The sequence below is a fragment of the Chitinophaga polysaccharea genome, from assembly GCF_007829335.1.
Taxonomy (GTDB): domain Bacteria; phylum Bacteroidota; class Bacteroidia; order Chitinophagales; family Chitinophagaceae; genus Chitinophaga; species Chitinophaga polysaccharea_B.
This window is the reverse complement of sequence record NZ_VIWO01000001.1, coordinates 1,883,905-1,903,933: the sequence shown is the minus strand read 5'-3', so window position 1 is coordinate 1,903,933 and position 20,029 is coordinate 1,883,905. Positions and strand designations below refer to the sequence as shown.

Here is a 20,029-nt window from a genome sequence, read left to right as displayed (position 1 = left end):
ATTCCATTATTTACCGCTGTAAGAAATCTTATACACTGTACCCTTCACATCATCTGTTACGTACAACGCGCCATCAGGCCCCTGGGCTAACCCGCAAGGGCGATGTTGCGCCTGGCCGGGCGACTGGATATTTTCCACGCCGGTAAAATTGTCGGCAAATACTTCCCAATTCCCGGAAGGCTTGCCATCTTTAAACGGCACAAATACAACATAATATCCCTTCTGCCCTTTCTGCCGGTTCCAGGAACCATGAAAAGCAATGAAGGCGCCATTCTTATAACGTTCCGGGAACTGGTTGCCGGTATAAAACAATAATCCATTAGGGGCCATATGCGCCGGGAAGGCCACTACCGGATCAATCGCATCGGCGCCACCGGTTTTCTTACCATCACCACCATACTCCGGCGACAGCATCTTCTTATGCTGTATACCATCATAGTAAATATAAGGCCATCCGGCATTGTCGCCTTTCTTCAGCGCATACATACATTCTGCCGGTAATTCATTTCCTTGCTGTAAATCGTAGTATTCCGGAAACATATCAAACAATCCATCGCGGCCATGCTGCATCACAAATAACTGGTTCTGGGCTGTATTCCAATCCAGGCCCACTACATTACGCAAGCCAGTGGCATAACGAACACCATCGCCGTAGGTTTGGTTCAGCTTATCCGCTTTAAATTGCCAGATCCCCGCAGCAGAATCCAGTATAGGACAGCCAGGTATTCCCTTGGAACCTTTGGCCCTGTCCTGTTGCTGGCAGGAATTAGAGTAAGCGCCAATATTCACATAGATGTTACCCGCATTATCCAGGGCAATAGACTTCGACTCATGCTGGTGGCGGTTAATTAAACCAGTCACTATCTTTTCCGGCTGATCCGGATGCATCACCTCAAATTTATCATTCAGTTGATAACGATAAACGTCTTCATCGGAAGAAGTGTACAGGTAATGATCTTTGATCACCATACCCGTACCCCGGTAAGTACCAAAAGTTTTTACGGCGTCAGGCTTCCCGCTGCCAGTGGGATGTAAAACGGCAATGGCTTTGCCGGGCTTGGAACTTTGTATTTTTACATAGATGTCGCCCAGCGGAGTCACCGCTATATGACGGGCAGCACCCAGGTTTTCCGCTACTACCTGTGCTTTAAAACCAGCGGGCAGCTTCAGCCCTGCATTTGCCTGATCTGCTCCCGCAGAACGATGAATAGCACTGCTGTCGCCATTATCTGCCAAACAGGATGCAGACAACAGTGATAAGCATCCCAGCAAAACTACATTTGTTTTCATGCTACTAAGTTTTTCAATGATTTTATACGGATTTTTCACGCTCAATGTTGTAAAAATAATAAGGTTTTAATGGAATCTGTAATTAATAAGATGAACGGTATCATCCCCCCCTGGCCACCTCTGAAGTATAATATTTCATGAGATAATGGTAAATCACCAGCTCATGCAACCGGGCGTTGGCAGCAAACATCCGGTTCAGGAACATATGCAGGTAGTGCGGAGGCAACGCCATCACCGCATCGGCCTGCTGCGCCTTTAACTCCTCCACCAGCTTGCGGGTGGCAACAGAACGACGGCTAAAAACATCCCGGCTCTTTTCCACCAGCGTAGGTACATGTCCGTTATCCCGTAATATGGCTGTTATTAAAGGGGTATCCTGCCGGTATTTATTATTCAGCTGTTGTAGCAGATCAGCATCCCCCTTATGCTCTGCGAAAAACTGTTGCTGCAAATGGCGTAGCAGCTGTAATTTCATCGCAGGCGTATAGCCGAAATCATCGAGCAGCGCATCGGCCCCCTTCAGTGCCAGTAACCACCGCTCGGTAGCGGCAGGACCGGTATCGATAGCCAGCAAACGGGTAACCGCCTGGCTGTCGTGGAAAAATATCTTTTCGGTGATCATTATTTGCTGGGGCCCATATCGCTCGAGCTCCCGTATATAAGTGTCAAACTGCACTTTCTGTACTACATCGTTGTCCAGGTAAGGCGTCAGGACTTTACCCAATAACCCGATTACCTCGCTGGTATGCTGCGCGGGCTGTGGCAGGTGAAACCGGATCCGGATATGATGATCGGGGTCCTGGAAACGGATAAAAAACCAGCGATCCACCATTCCCACCTCTTCTAATTGTGTGGTGAGGGGCATCAGCTCTCTTAGCAACAGCCGGTCCATCCATTTGGGACCGCAATAGATCTTTGCATACAACCACTCGCTGCCAGGCGAAAAGCTACGTTGCACAAACGTGGCTGCGGGCGCTCCAGGCCGGGCGGCAACGGGCTGGTAAGCGGTGTTATGCAACGGAATAATCACCTCGTTACAAAATGCGCCGCTATCGCTGGCCAGCAGGCGGGTATCCGCATTAAACAAATGCTCGTATAACACAATGTCCCCCCTCTTCAGTTTTTCGGCGAGTATGCCTATTGCAAAAACGCTGGAAAAATCTATCAGCAGCTCATTATCTCCCTCCGATAATAATACAGTATCCGGGATCTCATACTGGTCTTTCAACAACTGCAGTGCCACCACTGCCGTATGCAACGGCTGCAGCGCCTGGAAAGCAGCCTGGGTAATCTTCCACCGGGCCCGCTCTATAATAATCTGCTTGTATACCACCCGGGGCAAAAAAGGCTGATCCAACAGCAAACCCCAATTCCATTGTATCGATACCGCCTCCTGTTGCTGCAGATCACATAAAAATTTATAGACCGATAACCCACGGGTATAGTTATGTGCACTGGTAAGCCGGGGCACCACTTCTTTCCCCAGCCGCGCAGAACATAATATTACCCGGTTATCACGTACGGTAACATACAGGTCATTGACCGGCAGCTGGTAAACTTCCGGCTTGCCGCTTTTTCCCAGGAAGGGTATCTCATATTCGTACAGGTCAGGGCGTAGTAGGACATTACCCGTACGTCCTTCCGGCAAATGCACGATTTCAGCAAACACCTTATCGGGTTCCAATAGCTGTTCCCGCTGTACCATCGCTTTCAACTTCACTTTCAGGGTATCATCTCCTGCCGCAAAACGCCCCAGCAGCGCAATAGCATTGGGGCCATAACAGGATTTAAACAAAAAGCGAAAGTCGCCCTTATCGAAGGCATCAGCATCTGCCGCCAACAACGCCCCCATCAGGCAAAGGTTAGCCGGCAGCGAGGGTACCTCTGTGGCGGCCGACAACTCATCCAGGTCAGCATCGGTAAGCGTTATTTCCTTATGACGGCCACTTTGGGTGAGCAGGAAATGCTTCAATACAAATTTCGTATGCTCGTTCCAGTTAGCGGTACCTTTTTTCTCTCCTGCCGGCATCACCAGGTCGTCAATCAACGGGGTATAGCTGGCATTATCGCCGGATACAATACCATAACCAATACCCGATTCACTGTCCAGTGCCGTCATTAGCGGGATTTCCCTTTGTTCATACATTTGCAGGAACCGCTCTTTAAATGTTTGCAGGTCGGCCGGCGTACTGCGGCTACCCAGCACCTGTAAACGCTCCAGTTGCGGGAGCAGCAGCTCCACGGCCTTAGCCGACAGGTGATGCTGCAACGACGGAAAAAAGAGATCCACCTGCACCGGGTCTTTGACGGCAACGTTGGGAAACTGCACTTGCAACAAGGACTGTATCTCAAGATATCGTTGCGCCCCATCTGTTTGCGTCTGCAAAAGCTGCCGAACCCGCTGCAAGGTGGCCACCGCGGCATGGCCTTCCGGCAACTGCCCGATCAGGTGAGCCAGGTTATCTTCCCCGCTCACTACCGGGGCCAGATGTGCCACCAGGATCTGGTTATGTATCAGGTTTTCAATGAAAGCGGCAGCTTCCTTCTCCGAAATGTCGTATCTATGCAACACTTCCACCAGGTAGGCTATACGCGCTCCCTGCCGGGCGGCGGCCAATATCTCCCGGATATAATCCCGCTGTAAAAATTCACTGAGAAAATAATGCCTTTTATCATTCCGCAGCTGGTATTCGTAGTAGCGGCTGGACGGCCCCGCGTTGTAGAGGCTGTTGTTAGGGAAAAAATCCAGCTGTGACCGGATATCCGGCCACGTTACCAGCTCGTCCATAAGTGCCGAGAGATATTCCATATCCAGGCGGGCCACCTTGTAACGGTGATGGGCATCGGGAGATGTTAAATGGGTATCTCCCGGGCCAATAGTACCGGTAGTGCAGCCGGCAAACAGCCCATAGGGCGTGCAGCGCGCGCTCATTCTCAACAAATAACGGTAAAGTGCCAACGGCAATTTCAGGGAGCTGTCGGGTTCCTTCAGCCATTTCAGCATTTCAGTATAGAGGGCAGGACTAGCCAGGAAAACAGCTTCCTGTAGCAACGGGAGCGTGAAGTGCTGCCGGATGGCCGCAACAAAAGACACCGGGTCATTAAAGGTACTGCGATGTAAGCGGAGTACTTCTTCACATGACAACAGTGGCATTCTGAGGAGGTAGAAATCGTGAGCTTTTAGCGGGCGTATGAGTGAAGAACCCATTATCACGTACGGTGTTAAGCCGCTAAGATACTATATAATTTGAAAGCAAACCCAACCTGCTTTCAGGTCATGGCCAATTTAACACCTGGAATCACTCTTTCCATTTCATCCACAAATTTTTTATAACTCGCAGGTTTACCGAGGTATCCTTGTTTCTCTTTCCAGTAGAGATGTTGTACCTCCCGGCTGGAGTAGGCGGTAACAAGAATAAAAACGCAGTCCTGCTGAAGGAACTGCGCTATAATGTCCCTGGTGTTACCTCTAAGGTTTACATCGAGGAAAACAAGGTCCACTTTTCTTTCAGCAATCAGTTTTTTTACTGTTGTCAGTTCTGATGCTTTCTTTACGAGTTTCAAATAGGAAGTTCGTTGGATATAGTTTTCCAGTATGTCTAATGCCAAGGGTTCGTCATCTACTATTGCACATCTGTATTGCATTGCTGACGGGGTTAATCATGAAGAATAGTAAACAAATTGGGTTAAACTTCGGCACCTAAGATGCCCCACGTAGTGGGAATAGTGGGTACGCTGGAGTGCAGTTTTCCTTTTCCGGACCTGTCAGATGTACGCATATTTTCAATCGCATAAACATCTGCTTTGGAAATAATCTCCTTTTCCAATAATAGTCTCGGACGGCTGTTCATAGATTTTTTGTCTACCATAAAACAGTAATTTAGATGAACAGATAAGTATATCTGCTATCTAAGCTCGCCCATTCATAGTATATGGCATATTTTATTAGACATAATCACCTTAATTTTCGACCAACGACAACATTTCACTCATCATCTTCTCCATAGTTGGCAATCCCAAGTAACCGCTTCAGCTCCTGGCGGGACGACTTTGAGATAATGACCGTCTGCCCGTTTACTACCTCCACCGTATTGCCCATAAGGGATTTGACAGCCTGAAGGCGGATAATATAGGATTTGTGAATCCGCATAAATTGATCGGCCGGCAACACATCTTCCATCACTTTCATACGCATGTAGGTGATCACAGTTTTATCCCCACATACGATTTTTATATAATCTTTCATCCCTTCCACGTAGTAAATATCATCGAAAAGGATCTTGGTTAACTTATTATTATCTTTTACAAAAAGGTGATTGGTATTACTGATTTTGGGCTTGGCTGCTTCCACAGGCACGACTGGCTGCTGCCGCTGCCCGATATGGTTCCTGGCCTTGTTCACCGCTTTCAGGAATCGCTCAAAGGAAATCGGCTTCACGAGGTAATCCACGGCATCCAGCTCAAAACCTGCTATGGCATGTTCCCTGGAGGCGGTCGTAAAAATCACGAATGGCGGGTTGCTCAGGGAACGAATCATTTCAATACCGTTGATATTGGGCATTTGTATATCTGAAAAAAGCAAGTCTACCGGTTGACGCTGTAACTCGTTAATGGCGTCAAATGCGCTTTCACAGAAGGCCACAGGTTGCAGGTAAGGCACCCGTCCAATGTAATTTTCCATCAGATCTCGTGCAAAAGGCTCATCATCCACTACCAGGCAGGTAATTACTTGATCCATAATTTTTAATTCAACGTTAGTGTCAAGACAACTTTGTAATATTCGGGATTATTTTCAATTTGTAAGGTATGCTGGTCGGGATATAGCAAAATAAGCCGTTTACGGGTATTGCTCAATCCTATTCCCCCGGCCACTTTTTTGCCTGCCGGCTGTTCTCCCTTGCTGTTGGCAATTTCAAACCGCAACTGTCGCTCCACCACTTCCATAGACGCATGTATCCAGCACCTATCGTTGGTGGTGCTATGGGAATACTTAAAGGCATTTTCCACAAAAGGGAACATCAGCAGTGGCGCTACCAGGTGATCGCCTATCTTGTCGGTATCGCAGTTAAACTGGATACTGGCGTTTTTTCCATACCGCACGCTCTCCAGCTCCACATAATTCTTCAGAAACTCTGCCTCCATATCCAATGGCACCTTGTCGGTATTGGAATCATAAAGGGTATACCGCATCATTTCTGATAGGTGCATAATCAAATCCGAGGCCAATGCGTCATTTCTGATCGATAAAGAGTAAATATTATTCAGGGTATTAAATAAAAAATGTGGATTCAGCTGAGATCGCAGAAAGCTTACTTCAAGGTTAAGGTTATCTCTTTCCAGCCGCAGCGTCCGGGTGGAAGAGCGGATAATATCCAATACCAGCTTCAGGGATACCGGCGGTGCAATGACCATTAACACCGGCAGGAAGATTTTTATCATATGATGCAGCCCAAAAGTGTCCGACCAGCCGGCATCTACCACCCGCTTCATGAATTCCCGCAGCGAAGTGTCATTGATTTCCAGGAAAGCCACTGCATAGAGGGAACATAAATAATTAATCACCGACCAAAAGAAAAAGGGAACACAAAAACATAACAGGGCCAGGAAAAAATACCCCTTCTGCAATACTTTGGGGATAATAAAATAAAACGCGGTATAAAAGAAAAACATAGCCCCGAGTATGTTCCGCAGCATAAATAACACGCTCACCCCAATGGATATAGTGAAGTTAGACGCCATCATCAGCCCGTACAGAACCGACAGAATCGACCACATGAGTACGTGCGCCCATACCCTGATATTGGTCTTATAATATTTATCAGATAAAAAGAAAGAAATCCACTCCATCAGCTTCCGGCTAACATCAAGTGGCTTTCCGTTGGTCTTGTCCCTGAAAAAAGCTAGCATCGTACCTTATATATAAAATGACAGTAAGCAAAAGGCAAGTAAGATAAAAATACTTTATCAATCCGAAATTTCTTTTATCTTATAATAAATTAAAATTATATAAATATACCTTTCTGACTGCAACTTACACATTATGAATGAATTCCAGCTTCATTAATGATATACAATGTTGGAAACAACCGCATTTTCATCGCGTTTATGGGTCAATTCATCTAATAAGTTTAAAAGGCTCCCGCTTTTTGTAGACTTTTGATATAGATCAGTGAATCAGACCACAGATACCAAGTTCTTTGTTACTAACATATTGAAAACAAGGATGAAGTCGCGCAAAGCTCCAGAAAGCAGCCTTTCATCCATTGTTGTTACCATTGTCATACTATTACAGTTGATAATTTCGTCATCGAATAATATTTATACCAATCTGGTCAGAAAACCTAGCACATTTTATCCAGCGGTTACTCCAAAAAAGAATATATAGCTGAGCGTAAGAACATCTACCTGCTAACACTATTCTATTCTATGTAAACACTATGAAACCCAAAGCTCCTCAAGAGATAGACATCAGTCTGTCTCTTTTTTTGTAAAGAAACCCTTCCCCAGCCTCCAACATAAAAATTGCCCCACCAATATCAGCATCAGGTACCCTACAGGCCTTGCATGATACATACCCTGCCCCAATCTTGCCAGCCCCAATATACATATGCCCGTTAGCCACCACTTTATAAAACCCGGAAAAACAACAGGGGGGTGCATACAACCGGCCACCAACAGGCTAAGATAACTTCCACCGGCACAGAGCAGGTAAAACCGGGTAAAATGCCGGCCGTTCATGGCAAAAGGATTCCATTGAGCGGTTACCTGGTTCACATATAATAAAGGAAGCAGCCCTCCGAGAAAAAATAAAATCAACAGCCAGTAATATGGAATTTTATTGTGCATAAAGTGCGTTTTTATTGTCAGGAACCACTGCAACCACCGCAACCGCTACCACAACCTCCCCCACAGCCACTGCTGCAGCCGCTGCTATCACCGCCGCAAGCACTGGAACAGCTGCTACCACTAGTGTCATTAGAGGACTTACCTGGTTTGCTGGTGGCTGTTTTCACCGCCCAAAATACCAGGAGGCCAAACAGCACGAGGTTCGTAGGGCTGGCGCCGTTACACGCGGGAAATAGTAAAAGGAGAAAAAAGAAGAGGAGGAAGGTTAATCCAGGCCGGAACAACCGGGTTAAAGTAGCTAATACAGAAGAGGGGAAACTAACTTTTTCATCCAGCCAGAAGGCCGCGGGAGGATCTTCACCAAAACATCGCCGGTATTGCTCCCAGGTACCGGCCTGCCATGCCTCATGCCGTTTTCTTTCTGCCAGCCCTCCCGACGAAGGGTGGTGGTGAATGTACCGGCCCAGTGTTTGCTCACAGAATGCAACCCAATAATTTTCGGTATAAAGCAAATGCTGATGCCATACCTTGTCTACAATGGCCGAGGGCGATGCACCGCCGGGAGAAATACAACAGAGGTAAATGAACCGCTTATATTCCTGTATGGCCCGCTGGGTAAAGGCCTGATCCCATCGTTGTTCCCTGGCCAGCTTCCGGGAAAAGGGTAACACTGCTTTCGGATCATCCAGCCGGAAAGCACTGATTTGCTGCCATAGCAGCGGAGCCGACAGGGCCGCGAATGATGTCTGCGTCTTCATATATCGATCTTTTATTCATATACGAAAGATGGAAAAAAAAGACAAGACTCGCGTATTCTTTGTATCTTATACCGACCTATAATCGTATTATAATCGTATTATTATGAGTAAAGAAGAGTTGCTTAACCTGGAACGATTAATGAACTACATTGCACATCAATATCTCAAAAAATCAAGCTGGGAAGATGTTTCAAAGGCAGAGTGGACCTATGTAGCACAGGAGTTTAACATACAGATAGAAAAACAGCACCACCGCAAAAAGATCACTACACCACCCGTATTATTTGGAGATAACTATTTATACGAACATCTCATCATAAAAAAATTAAAGGCGGCCTGCGTCAAATCGAAGCAAACAACTATCAGCAGTCCTAACTTCTCTAAATTAAACATCATCGCCACCACCCTGGGATTCAGCAGTTACATCGATTTTATTAACAATGCCACCACGCAGTTCCCTTTTCACGAACTTAAAATCAATATTCCTATTGCCGGCAGTAACCGCTTATTACTCGACAACCTGGTAGGATACTGGTATTGCTATAACCGGAACCTCCCCTTTAAGCCCGGTAAGAAAGCCCATGAACGTATCTGGCGCTCGGCCCTGGAAATATATAAGTCAGGAGATGAATACCTGGTAGAACGCTCCGGAAGAGACAATCATATGTACTATGGTAAAGTAACCGCGTTTGCCAACTATATCTTTATTATTATGAACAGTACTACGTTTATCCGTCAACGTCATTTTATCGGGCGACTCCCCGATATAGAAGATAATATCAATAAAGCGGGATACCAGATCAGAGAAATGAGCTTTGTAAGTACCTGTGTGGGTTTCAATGAAGAACCTATTGCACTCTACGAAATATTTCATCGCGTACCCAGGGCAAAAGACTTCCAGAAGAAATCGGTCGACCTGGCATTCGATAGTCCCCTCCTGCCCAAGCATATCCTGCTGCACCTGAAAGACAGTGAGCAAAACAGGATCCGGCAACATTAAGGCTTACCTGAAAGATAGTCGCTTCCAGGGACTTTCCGGCGCCAGCAGCAGGTATTCCATGTTGGCATGTAGTGTTTCAAAACTTCCCATTTCCACGCCATTCCATACACAGCGGGCAAACTGGTAGGAAAGAGAAAGATGCCGCCAGGAAGTATAACTCCGCTTAATCAGCGGCACGCACTGCATCATATAATCCAACGCCGCTTCATAGGTAAGATAACCCGCATCGTAGCCTGCCCGGCTAAGATTAATAATTCTGGCAAAATCCCAGATCAGCATATCCGGTTGCAATGATTTATCAATCAGCTTCCATTCTTTAAACAGTTCCAGGGCATCGCGGGTGTTGCGCAAACGCTCCATTACCACGGCCTCTTCCAGCTCATTGCTGGCAATATATTCTCTTAAAAAGGCCTTGCTTTCTTTCATGGATACCATGTTGATAGCCTGCCAGATAATATCATATTCAATCCTATGACCGCTTTCCCGGAGCCAGGTCAACATGTCTACCAATTCGGCGGTACTGTCAATATCCCACCATTCCGACAACTGCTCCCGGCAGTCAGCCTTGCTCACCCCGGTAGTAATATCATTCAGGTATTGTTGATTTACGAATGCAATATCAGCCCCGCAAGCAACGGCCCATTGCTGCTCCGGCATTAAACGACTGCCGGTATGCAGGCGAATAACCTGTGGCCGATCATCCATGTCGCATACATCTGCATCATCGCCGCCAAACATCTGGTTGAACTGCTTAATATTTTCCGTAAATACGCTCATTTGTGCATTCCAGCTGTCAGCCTGATTCATCGACTGCTCTACCTGCTGCTTGTAGAGGTTAATCATATCTTCGCTAAATCCCATGTTACGCAATTGCTCCCAGTACTTGTCCATGTATTGCTGGTCCATAGTATATGGTTAAGGTTAAGGATATATGGTTTATATTGGTGGTTATGGCCCGGTTAAAATGACTGGTACACTGTTACTTACGTATAAAATTAGCAAAAAGTTTTCTAAAAATAATTTTACATATCAAATATAATTAATGTTTATAGAAATTTATAATATTAATACTTAATGAGATGATCGCTACTACCTTACTAAAAATCAGCGTTCACCTACAAGCGAAAGACGTAACTTCCAGCATAAATAAAACAAGTCGTGTAGTCCTAACGTTTAGTTATTAACAAGATCCCAATGAGCACGAATACCACTACCACCCTATCTAATCCGGGTAAACAAATCAGGGACAGCATTCCCCGCACTTCCCAGGGAATATTTAAACTACCGAAACAACGCCCTACTATTTTACAGGCCATACAGGCATCCAATGCAGGCCGGGTGGAAGAACTGATTCCTATTCGTTGCGGCAGAATGAGCACTTCCCCATTTGCCTTTTACAGGGGCAACGCCGATATTATGGCACGCGACCTGGCCGGACTTCCGCATACACAACTACAGGTGCAGGCGATGGGCGATTGCCACTTGATGAACTTCGGCGGTTTTGCTACACCCGAACGAAACCTCATCTTCGATGCCAACGATTTCGATGAAACACTGCCGGCTCCCTGGGAATGGGATATCAAACGGCTGGCCACCAGCTTTGTGTTGGCTGCCCGGCATAACAGCATGCGGGAAGCCGATGCCCGGCAAATGGCCATAGATGTAGCCAGCGCTTATCGAAATGCCATCGCCGAATATGCCCAAATGAACACACTCGATCTATGGTATATGAAATTTGATATACCCGGCCTGTTAAACAACAGCAAAAGCGAAAAGGTGAAAACCATGCTGAAAACCGCCATAGATAAAGCAGAGAAAAGCACGCCTGAAAAGGTGTTATATAAAATAACAACAGGCGTCTTAGGCAACTTCGAAATAGCGGATCAACATCCGCTGGTATATCATACCATCGACCTGGTTAAACAAAAGGAAATGGTACACCACTTCCTGGAGTCGTATCTCAATACCCTCCAGGACGACCGGCGCTACCTGATGAGTCAATACCGGATAGTAGACCTGGCCCTGAAAGTAGTAGGAGTAGGTAGCGTAGGCACCCGCTGTTATGTAGCCCTGATGATGAACGATAAAAATGAGCCGCTCTTTATGCAGGTGAAAGAGGCCCGCAACAGTGTACTGGAAGCCTATACAGGCAAGTGCAAATACAAACACAATGGAGAGCGCGTAGTACAGGGGCAACGCCTCGTGCAGGCAGCCAGCGATATTTTCCTTGGATGGAGCACCGGACTGGAAAACCGCCACTACTACCTGCGGCAGCTGAGAGACCGCAAAATAGCCCCGGATGTAGAACATTTCGATAAAGAAGTTCTGGGCGCCTATGCAGGCCTCTGCGGAAAGGTGCTGGCCAGGGCCCACGCCAAAACAGGAAGAGGAGATATGATCAGCGGCTACATGGGAAAAGCCGATATCATGGATGAAGCCATTGGCAAATTTGCGGTAGCCTATGCCGATCAAACGGAAAAAGACTATGCCGACTTCCTGAAAGCCATCAAAGCTGGTAAACTACCAGCAAAGAAGGAATAAAGCATCACAAAGTATTATAAGTAGCAAAGGCGCAAAGAGATGATCAACACTCTTTGCGCCTTTGCTACTTATAATACTTTAAGTGACTAGAAGGTTCTGTCACGCTTATCTATCTTACCTCTTCTGTTCTTCGGCTTAGGCCTCCGGGGCTCTGCCTTGGGCAAATCCGGGTTGGTATTGTGGGCCTCTATGAGCGCCGCCTCTTCAAAAGGGTGCGAAACAGAAGGAATCGTTTGCCGGGTCAGTTTATTAATGCTGTGGAGATAGGGTCTTTCTTCGGTATCACAAAAAGAAAGCGCATAGCCTACGGCGCCTGCTCTACCAGTTCTGCCTATACGATGTACATAAGTTTCAGAAACATTCGGCAGGTCATAGTTGATCACATGTTCCAATGCATCCACATCTATTCCCCGGGCAGCAATATCCGTAGCCACCAATACACGCAAACGCCCATTCTTAAAGTTGCTGAGCGTATTTTGACGGGAGGTCTGCGATTTATCGCCATGTAAGGCATCAGCATTGATATTGCGCTTCTTCAGGTTCTTGGCAATCCTGTCGGCGCCATGCTTGGTTTGTGTAAATACAATGGTGCGTTCTATCCGTTTATCTTTCAGCAGGTGATCCAGCAACTGCTGTTTATCTTTCTTCTTCACAAAATATACGGATTGTTCAATTCTTTCCGCGGTAGTAGATACCGGCGTAATAGTTACCTTTTCCGGCTTATACAACAGGGAATTAGCCAACTGCGCAATGCTCGGCGGCATGGTAGCAGAAAAGAACAGCGTTTGACGCTGCTGCGGCAACTCCCGGATAACCTTCTTGATATCATTGATAAAGCCCATGTCCAGCATACGGTCTGCCTCATCCAGCACAAAAATCTCGAGATGGTTCAGGTAAACATAGCCCTGGTTCATCAGGTCGAGCAGGCGGCCGGGGGTAGCAATCAGTACATCGGTGCCATTACGCAGAGCAATGGTTTGCCGGTGCTGTGGTACACCTCCAAAAATGACATCATGTTTAAGCCCTGTATATTTACCGTAGGCGGCAAAACTTTCGTCGATCTGTACCGCCAGTTCCCTGGTAGGGGTCAATATCAGGGTACGTATATGCTTATATCCCTGTGTAGCCGGGGTGCTGTTGTACAATAGCTGTAAAATTGGAATAGCAAACGCAGCCGTTTTACCGGTACCGGTTTGTGCGCAGCCCAGCAGGTCTTTACCTTCCAGTACAATAGGGATAGATTGTTGTTGTATAGGGGTAGGTGTGGTATAACCTTCGTTTTTAACAGCTTTTAAAATGGGCGCAATAAGCCCTAATTGCTCAAATAACATATTGATATATCTGATGTAATAAATATTAAATAACGCCTCTTCGTCTTTAGCGTTATCACAATTGAGAGAGAGCAGTAAAGAAAAGATTTCCGGACTGGAGAGAGTGAATAACTATGCTTTATGCTTTTAACTCAACAGACGGATGCAAAGATACTGATTTTCCCACCAGGATAGCCATAAATTAATAAAATAACATATGAATCCCAAAAACGGGGCGGCAAAATGGGCTAAATGCTATAAAAAAAGCCGCTTACAGCGGCTCCTTTTAAAAATCTACTTGGCAGCTTCGGGAGCTGCGTCTGGCTTGGTTTTCGGTTCTTCATTACCATGGTGACAGGTATAGCAGCTTACTGCCATTACCTCCGAACCCTTGAAGAACTTCTTGTTAATCCTTTTGGTCATCTTCATCATATCCCGTGCAGTGCCCTTGTGAGGATTGGCATCACTGGCAAAATCCAGTTTTTTGGGATCATCTTTACTCGGCTCGTGACAGAAATTACATTTTACACCCAGGGCGGCATTGAAACCGCGCATGGTTGCAATCAGCTCTTCGTGGCTGATATCCTTAGGCAATACCTTCAGATTCTTTGCCTTCTCAGGCTGCTGAGGCAATGCGAGAGAACATAGGGTGCCGACTGCCACCAGTGCCGCCACCACTACAAAACTTTTCCTGATTTTCATGACCATGGGTTTAAATAGTATTAAAAGCTTCCTTCTGAACGGGAATCTACAAAAAAGAATTATATGTTGTAATGATCCCCGCCTGATTTTTCGCTACCACTAACGAAAAATGACAGGCATCGCGCCTGTCATTTTTCGTATAAACGTTGATGTTATTAACCACTTACCAGTTGGGATTCTGTTCCATCACGCTGTTCGGCACCTGTAACTCCGACAGCGGAAGCGGGGAAAGATAATCCCGGTTTACATTAAACTTATAACCGGAAGCCATCGCCGGAGAATTCTTATACAGCTGGATATAACCCGCTGCATTGGTAGGATAGCCAGACAGCTGAGAAGCCGGAACTACCGTAACCCATTGATTCAATTTGGCGCCTAATGGCTGCCATCCCACAAATAATCTGCCTGCAGCACCCCATCTCAACACATCATCATGCCGGAAACCTTCGCAGGCCAGTTCCACCCGTCGTTCCCGGCGCACCTCGTTAATAACCGGGCTGAGATTAGGAAATATCCAGTTAGGATCTGTAGGCAACGTCCCAATATTCATATCGGGCATACCTACCCGTTGCCGGAGTTTATTAATCGACATGTCTACATCGCCCTGTGTCAGGGTGCCCAATTCTGCTTTAGCCTCTGCATAGTTAAGCAGTACTTCTGCATAACGGAATAGGATTAAACCGGTAGTGCCAATTTCGGCAGCATACTGTTGATAGTAATCCGGGTTGTTGCCTTTGTATACCTGGTAACCAGTAGCCGGTTTATTTTCATTGGCCGAACCAAAAGTTGGCAAAGTGAAAATCAGGTTGGGTACACCTCCAGGCTGGTTGTTAGTAACAATGTGATTACCATCGTTTACATACATGGTTTGCGCCAGTCGGGGATCCCGGCCACGTACAACAGTAGTCAGTGAGTCGTCGCCCTGGTAAAGTGGACTGACAGCAATAGGATTGCCATCCATACACAGGTAATCATCCACCAGGCTCTTGGTCAATCCGCGCCCTGCCCCGGAATTCGTATATCTGTGCCAGTTATGAGCCGGGCCGGTGGTGGCATTATACTGGCGCCAGAACATCACCTCCTTGCTGCCAGAGTAGTCTGTTTGATTAAACAGCGACCAGTAACCATAATTTTTCCCCACATTATCCAATGAAAAGATACCAGTACTCATTACCTTATTGGCTGCATCTGCTGCTTTCTGCAAGTATTTACCGCCATTGCTACCGGTTACACCAAAGGGAGTGCCGGCCAGGTATTTTTCCCAGGTACCTTCAAACAAGGCTACCCGCGACTGAAATGCCATCACGTATTCTTTATATACCCTGCCTGCGGGAGAAGCCGTTTTGGAAGGCAGATAGCTGATAGCGCTATCCAGGTCTGCCAGGATGGAGTCGGCAATAATATTACGGGCCAGCCTTTTACTATATAACTCCGGCGATGTGGATGTTAATGGCTTAGTTACCCATGGCAGCGCGCCGAAACGCTTCATCATACCAAAATAAAAATAAGCCCTGAAAAACAATGCCTCTCCTACATAGGGCTTCATATTACTCCAGGAATCTTTCACTTTCCCGTAATTCGCCAGCAGGTAGTTGATATTACGCAGGGTGCCCCATGACGACCATCCACCACCGGTGGAGGGCACAATTGTTTCCCCGTTCATCCAGGTGTTGTAATTGATATAAATCATATTATCACTTCCCTGATCGGCATCATCACCATATATACCAATGGTACCAAAACCAGTATAGGAAGGAAACGCAGTATAGAAACCGTTGGCGTATAATTTCAGATCATTGGCACTTTGCCAGTATTGAGCATCACTGATCACACTTTCCGGCGATCTCTCCAGGAAATCTTTCTTACAGGAAAACAACGTACAGCCAATAATCACGCAGGCCAGCAATATTTTAAACGAACGCATATCTCTGATATTAATTGAATTAAAGAATAACATTGATGCCACAAGAGAAAGTCCTCTGCAAAGGATAAATTTTAGCATCGCTGATAGATAGTTCCGGATCTATAGTTTTAATCAGCTTCGTAAACGTAGCCAGGTTTTCCACATTGAAGTATACCCTTACCTTTTGTATACGCACATGAGACAGCATACTGGCTGGTAAGGTATATCCCAACTGTACGCTTTTAATACGGAGATAGGCCGCATTCTGCAGGTATCTTGACTGTACTTGTGTGTTCTTGTTATTTTCGCTGCTCATATAGTATTTAGGGAAGTAGCCATTAGGCGTACTGGCAGTATAACGGTTATTGGCCTGTACAGTAAATGGAGAGCTTTGCCATTCATCGCCGGTAATTCCCCAGAAGTAGTTAGACCCCACCCAGGCATCGCGTTTGGCAATTCCCTGCAGGAAAATACCCAGGTCAAATCCTTTATAATCGAAATTCAGATTCAGGCTGTATTGGTAGCGGGGCGTGTTGTTACCAATCACACGTAAGTCGCCGCTACTATCTGCTGTATTCTTTCCGTTGTTAATCTGTCCGTCTCCATTAAGGTCGGCGTAGCTTACATCCCCTGCACGCCATCCGTTTTTCCAAAAGCTGGCTACCGGCGCTTTGGCAGCATCGGCATCGGACTGGTACAATCCATTGGTCGTATATCCCCAGATTTCTCCCATCTGCTGACCTACATACCAGGTGCTGAGTGAGCGGGGAGGATTATTGTAAGCGACTACTTTTCCACGGTAATCAGACAATGAAGCGCGGGCACTGTAATGCAGCTTACCGATCATGTCAGACCATTGGGCCGTTACTTCAAAGCCTTTTGTCTGAATAGCGGCATTGTTTACACTGGGAAGGCCCGTTCCCAATAATACAGGTACAACCGCGGCCGGGCCGGCAAAATCACTGGCCTTACGGATATAGTAGTCGTAAGAAACGGTTAAACGGTTATTCAACAAAGCCATATCGGTACCAATTCCATAAGATGTAGTGGTAACCCAGGTAAGGTCGGGATTTACCAGCGGTGGCTGGCTTACAGATGCCTGCTTGTTACCCCCAAACAGCCAGGAAGTATTATTAGGACTGGTAGTTCCCAGCAACGGATAAAACGGATAGTAACTGTAAATACCTGGATCACCCAGGAACATCTGGTCAGGAGAAGATCCATAGGAAGCCCTCAGCTTAAAGGCATTGATGACAGGACTAATGGATTTCCAGAAATTTTCGCGGTCCAGGTTCCACCCGGCAGAAACACCAGGGGATAACTTCCAGCGACGACCTGCCAGGAACCGGGATGTACCATCATAACGGCCATTGATTTCTAGGAGGTATTTACCGGCAAAGTTGTAGTTGAACCGGCCAAAATAACCTTCTACTGCTAATCTGCGTACCTGATCGCCCACAGAAGGAGTAGGATTATATGTAAGGTTTAAAGCAGGAATATCGTTAGAATACAACTGGGTGTTGGAAGCTGAATACGAGGTATAATTGGTCAGCTCACTCGTAAAACCGCCCATAATCCTGAAGTGATGGCGATTGAAATCCTTTTCGTAAGAAGTAAAAGCATTTACAATATGATGTTCATTACGGTAATTATTCCGGGTAAAAGAGTTGGGCGAAGTACCGGAAGAAGGCGCAGTAGTACCATCCGGTAGAAACACATATACGGTTTTAAGTTGATTTTGCCGGTCGTACATATCACCATCAAAAGTATAGTTCATGGTAATATCCCACCCTTTCAGCGGCTTGATCTGGAATTCACCGGTCAACATAGGCTGATCTTCCGTACTCTTATCTCTTCCACCCTGCAGGTGCAACAGCACATTGCTTTCATCTGAATAATGACCATCCGGATTAATCAAAGCCACCGTGGGATATTTTCTGGCAATCTGGTGCATGTAGTTGCCACCGGTCTGTCCAGAATACACGTTGGGCGTATTATATAGCGAACGCGACATCGTGCTTCTGAAGTTGAACGTAAGCCAGTTGGTAACATTAGACGTCAGGTTGGCACGGATATTAAAACGTTTAAAGTCGTCTTTACCGAAGTTGTACATACCTGACCGGTCATTGTAACCTACGCTGATATAATAATTGCTTTTCTCGGAAGCGCCACTAACACTGATATTATGTTGCTGACTGAAAGCAAAATTCTTAAAGTATATTTTAAACCAGTCGTTATTCGCATTGCTGCTGGCCCAGCTGTTCCAGCCGTTGGGCGCATTGGGATTCTTGATCGTTTGCGTGGCCAGGGTGCCATCCTGGTAGGCTTTGATACGCGCAATGGTTTCATCGTTAAAGTCGGGAGCTTTACCTGCATTCACGAAGGCTTCATTATACAGGTTAGCAAAGTCGAGGGAATTGAGCATCTTAGGCAAATTAATAGCCTGTGCCCAGGAAAGATTGTTATTATAGGCAATCTTGGTGGGCTGGCCCAGCTTACCTTTTTTAGTGGTAATTAAGATAACGCCATAAGGGGCACTGGAACCATAGATGGCCGTAGAGGCAGCATCTTTCAGTACAGAAATACTTTCTACATCATTGGGATTAATGGCATTGATATCACCTCCCTGTATACCATCAATTACAACCAGCGGTCCGCCGGTTGTGCCTAAACCGGTATACCCGCGGATATTGATATTTTGTGTGGCATTGGGCGCACCGCCTCCGGTGTTGGTAACGATATTCAATCCTGCTACCATACCTTGTAATCCCTGGCTGATACGGGTTATCGGGCGGTTGTCCAGCACCTCACCGGACACCTGGGTTACAGCCCCGGTGAGATTTACTTTCTTCTGCGTACCATATCCCACTACTACCACGTTTTCCAGCATTGATACTTCAGGCACAATTTTAATATCCAGGTGACTTCTACCAGCGGTAGCTATTTCCTGGCGTTGAAAACCAATACTGGAAACAATAATGATAGCATCCCCGGAAATACCTGGCAGCCGGTAGTAACCATCTGTATTCGAGATAGCAGCTACTTTGGAACCCTTCAACTGGATAGTGGCGCCGGGTACAGGATTTCCGGTGTTATCCACTATACGTCCACGTAAGGTATCGGCCAGTGGCGCGGCAGGCGCCGGCGTAATAACACGATTCAATACAATCGTTTCCTTAATAATTTTCCAGGAAAGTCCCTGGCCTTTAAAACATATATCCAGTACCTGCGACAACGGCAGGTTACGGGCTTCAATGTTTATAGCATGTGTATCATCCAGATCGCCGGAATGATACCAAAACTTGTAGCCGCTTTGTTGCTCTATTTTGTGCAATACTTCGCCAATAGGCTTATCCCGCTCTACCAGGGTAATTTTTTGTGCTAATCCTTTTGCACTGATTTGAAGGAATGAAATCAGGAGAATAAAAGCCGTGAGTTTCATGATTTTCCAGATTTTGGTCAATAGGCGTACACGCCTGCCATTGTTGATTAAACAAGCAGTTAGATACATAGATAGATAATTAAGGATGCTTAACAGATAGTCATGAGAATAGCCTGGCGATATCGGGCATATTAGCGTATGCCGGAAGTGCTATGCTCACGTGTTGATCATAACATAAGTAGTAATTACATGTGTGCTTTTAGCCGTTAAATGTTCACTGTTGATGGTTCACTGTCG

15 protein-coding genes are annotated in these 20,029 nt (G+C 46.3%); 2 read left to right on the top strand and 13 right to left on the bottom strand.

Features of this window, described 5'->3' with window-relative positions; all coding sequences use genetic code 11:
* Positions 1-6: 6 nt before the first annotated feature.
* The 8 genes from FHW36_RS07915 to FHW36_RS07880 all read right to left on the bottom strand — a co-directional run bounded on the left by FHW36_RS07915 (position 7) and on the right by FHW36_RS07880 (position 8,894).
* Positions 7-1,290, bottom strand: coding sequence for a PQQ-dependent sugar dehydrogenase (locus FHW36_RS07915; RefSeq protein WP_145665063.1), 1,284 nt, complete (start codon positions 1,288-1,290; stop codon positions 7-9).
* A 100-nt stretch (positions 1,291-1,390) separates the two neighbouring features.
* On the bottom strand, positions 1,391-4,498 hold the full coding sequence (locus FHW36_RS07910) for a lantibiotic dehydratase (RefSeq protein WP_145665061.1): 3,108 nt from the start codon (positions 4,496-4,498) through the stop codon (positions 1,391-1,393).
* Positions 4,499-4,560: 62 nt separating this feature from the next.
* Entirely contained in the window at positions 4,561-4,935 is a 375-nt protein-coding gene (locus tag FHW36_RS07905) for a response regulator (protein ID WP_145665059.1), read from the bottom strand.
* Between the two features lie 41 nt (positions 4,936-4,976).
* On the bottom strand, positions 4,977-5,159 hold the full coding sequence (locus FHW36_RS07900) for a hypothetical protein (RefSeq protein ID WP_145665057.1): 183 nt from the start codon (positions 5,157-5,159) through the stop codon (positions 4,977-4,979).
* A gap of 116 nt (positions 5,160-5,275) precedes the next feature.
* Positions 5,276-6,028, bottom strand: coding sequence for a LytR/AlgR family response regulator transcription factor (locus tag FHW36_RS07895; RefSeq protein WP_145665055.1), 753 nt, complete (start codon positions 6,026-6,028; stop codon positions 5,276-5,278).
* A 5-nt stretch (positions 6,029-6,033) separates the two neighbouring features.
* Positions 6,034-7,197: a sensor histidine kinase gene (locus tag FHW36_RS07890; protein ID WP_145665053.1), complete on the bottom strand. Its 1,164-nt coding sequence runs from the start codon at positions 7,195-7,197 to the stop codon at positions 6,034-6,036.
* A gap of 561 nt (positions 7,198-7,758) precedes the next feature.
* A complete protein-coding gene (locus FHW36_RS07885; RefSeq protein ID WP_145665051.1) occupies positions 7,759-8,136 on the bottom strand; it encodes a hypothetical protein in 378 nt (125 codons plus the stop codon).
* A 17-nt stretch (positions 8,137-8,153) separates the two neighbouring features.
* Entirely contained in the window at positions 8,154-8,894 is a 741-nt protein-coding gene (locus FHW36_RS07880; RefSeq protein WP_145665048.1) for a glycine-rich domain-containing protein, read from the bottom strand.
* Between the two features lie 103 nt (positions 8,895-8,997).
* Between FHW36_RS07880 and FHW36_RS07875 the strand changes: the two genes are divergently transcribed.
* Positions 8,998-9,894: a hypothetical protein gene (locus tag FHW36_RS07875; protein ID WP_145665045.1), complete on the top strand. Its 897-nt coding sequence runs from the start codon at positions 8,998-9,000 to the stop codon at positions 9,892-9,894.
* 3 nt (positions 9,895-9,897) lie between these two features.
* Here the strand turns inward: FHW36_RS07875 and FHW36_RS07870 are convergent, their stop codons facing one another.
* On the bottom strand, positions 9,898-10,800 hold the full coding sequence (locus tag FHW36_RS07870) for a DUF1266 domain-containing protein (RefSeq protein ID WP_145665042.1): 903 nt from the start codon (positions 10,798-10,800) through the stop codon (positions 9,898-9,900).
* A 288-nt stretch (positions 10,801-11,088) separates the two neighbouring features.
* Between FHW36_RS07870 and FHW36_RS07865 the strand changes: the two genes are divergently transcribed.
* Positions 11,089-12,435: a DUF2252 domain-containing protein gene (locus FHW36_RS07865; RefSeq protein ID WP_145665039.1), complete on the top strand. Its 1,347-nt coding sequence runs from the start codon at positions 11,089-11,091 to the stop codon at positions 12,433-12,435.
* 86 nt (positions 12,436-12,521) lie between these two features.
* On the opposite strand, the gene FHW36_RS07860 is transcribed toward FHW36_RS07865, so the two are convergent.
* From FHW36_RS07860 to FHW36_RS07845, 4 genes are all read right to left on the bottom strand, one after another.
* Complete coding sequence (locus tag FHW36_RS07860) at positions 12,522-13,766, bottom strand: DEAD/DEAH box helicase (RefSeq protein ID WP_145665036.1); 1,245 nt, start codon at positions 13,764-13,766, stop codon at positions 12,522-12,524.
* A 273-nt stretch (positions 13,767-14,039) separates the two neighbouring features.
* Positions 14,040-14,447 carry a c-type cytochrome gene (locus FHW36_RS07855; RefSeq protein WP_145665034.1) on the bottom strand — a complete coding sequence of 136 codons (408 nt, stop codon included), beginning with the start codon at positions 14,445-14,447 and terminating at the stop codon, positions 14,040-14,042.
* A gap of 163 nt (positions 14,448-14,610) precedes the next feature.
* Positions 14,611-16,371, bottom strand: a complete 1,761-nt coding sequence (locus FHW36_RS07850) for a RagB/SusD family nutrient uptake outer membrane protein (RefSeq protein WP_186452334.1) — start codon at positions 16,369-16,371, stop codon at positions 14,611-14,613.
* Positions 16,372-16,390: 19 nt separating this feature from the next.
* Positions 16,391-19,792, bottom strand: coding sequence for a TonB-dependent receptor (locus FHW36_RS07845; protein WP_186452333.1), 3,402 nt, complete (start codon positions 19,790-19,792; stop codon positions 16,391-16,393).
* Positions 19,793-20,029 lie beyond the last annotated feature (237 nt).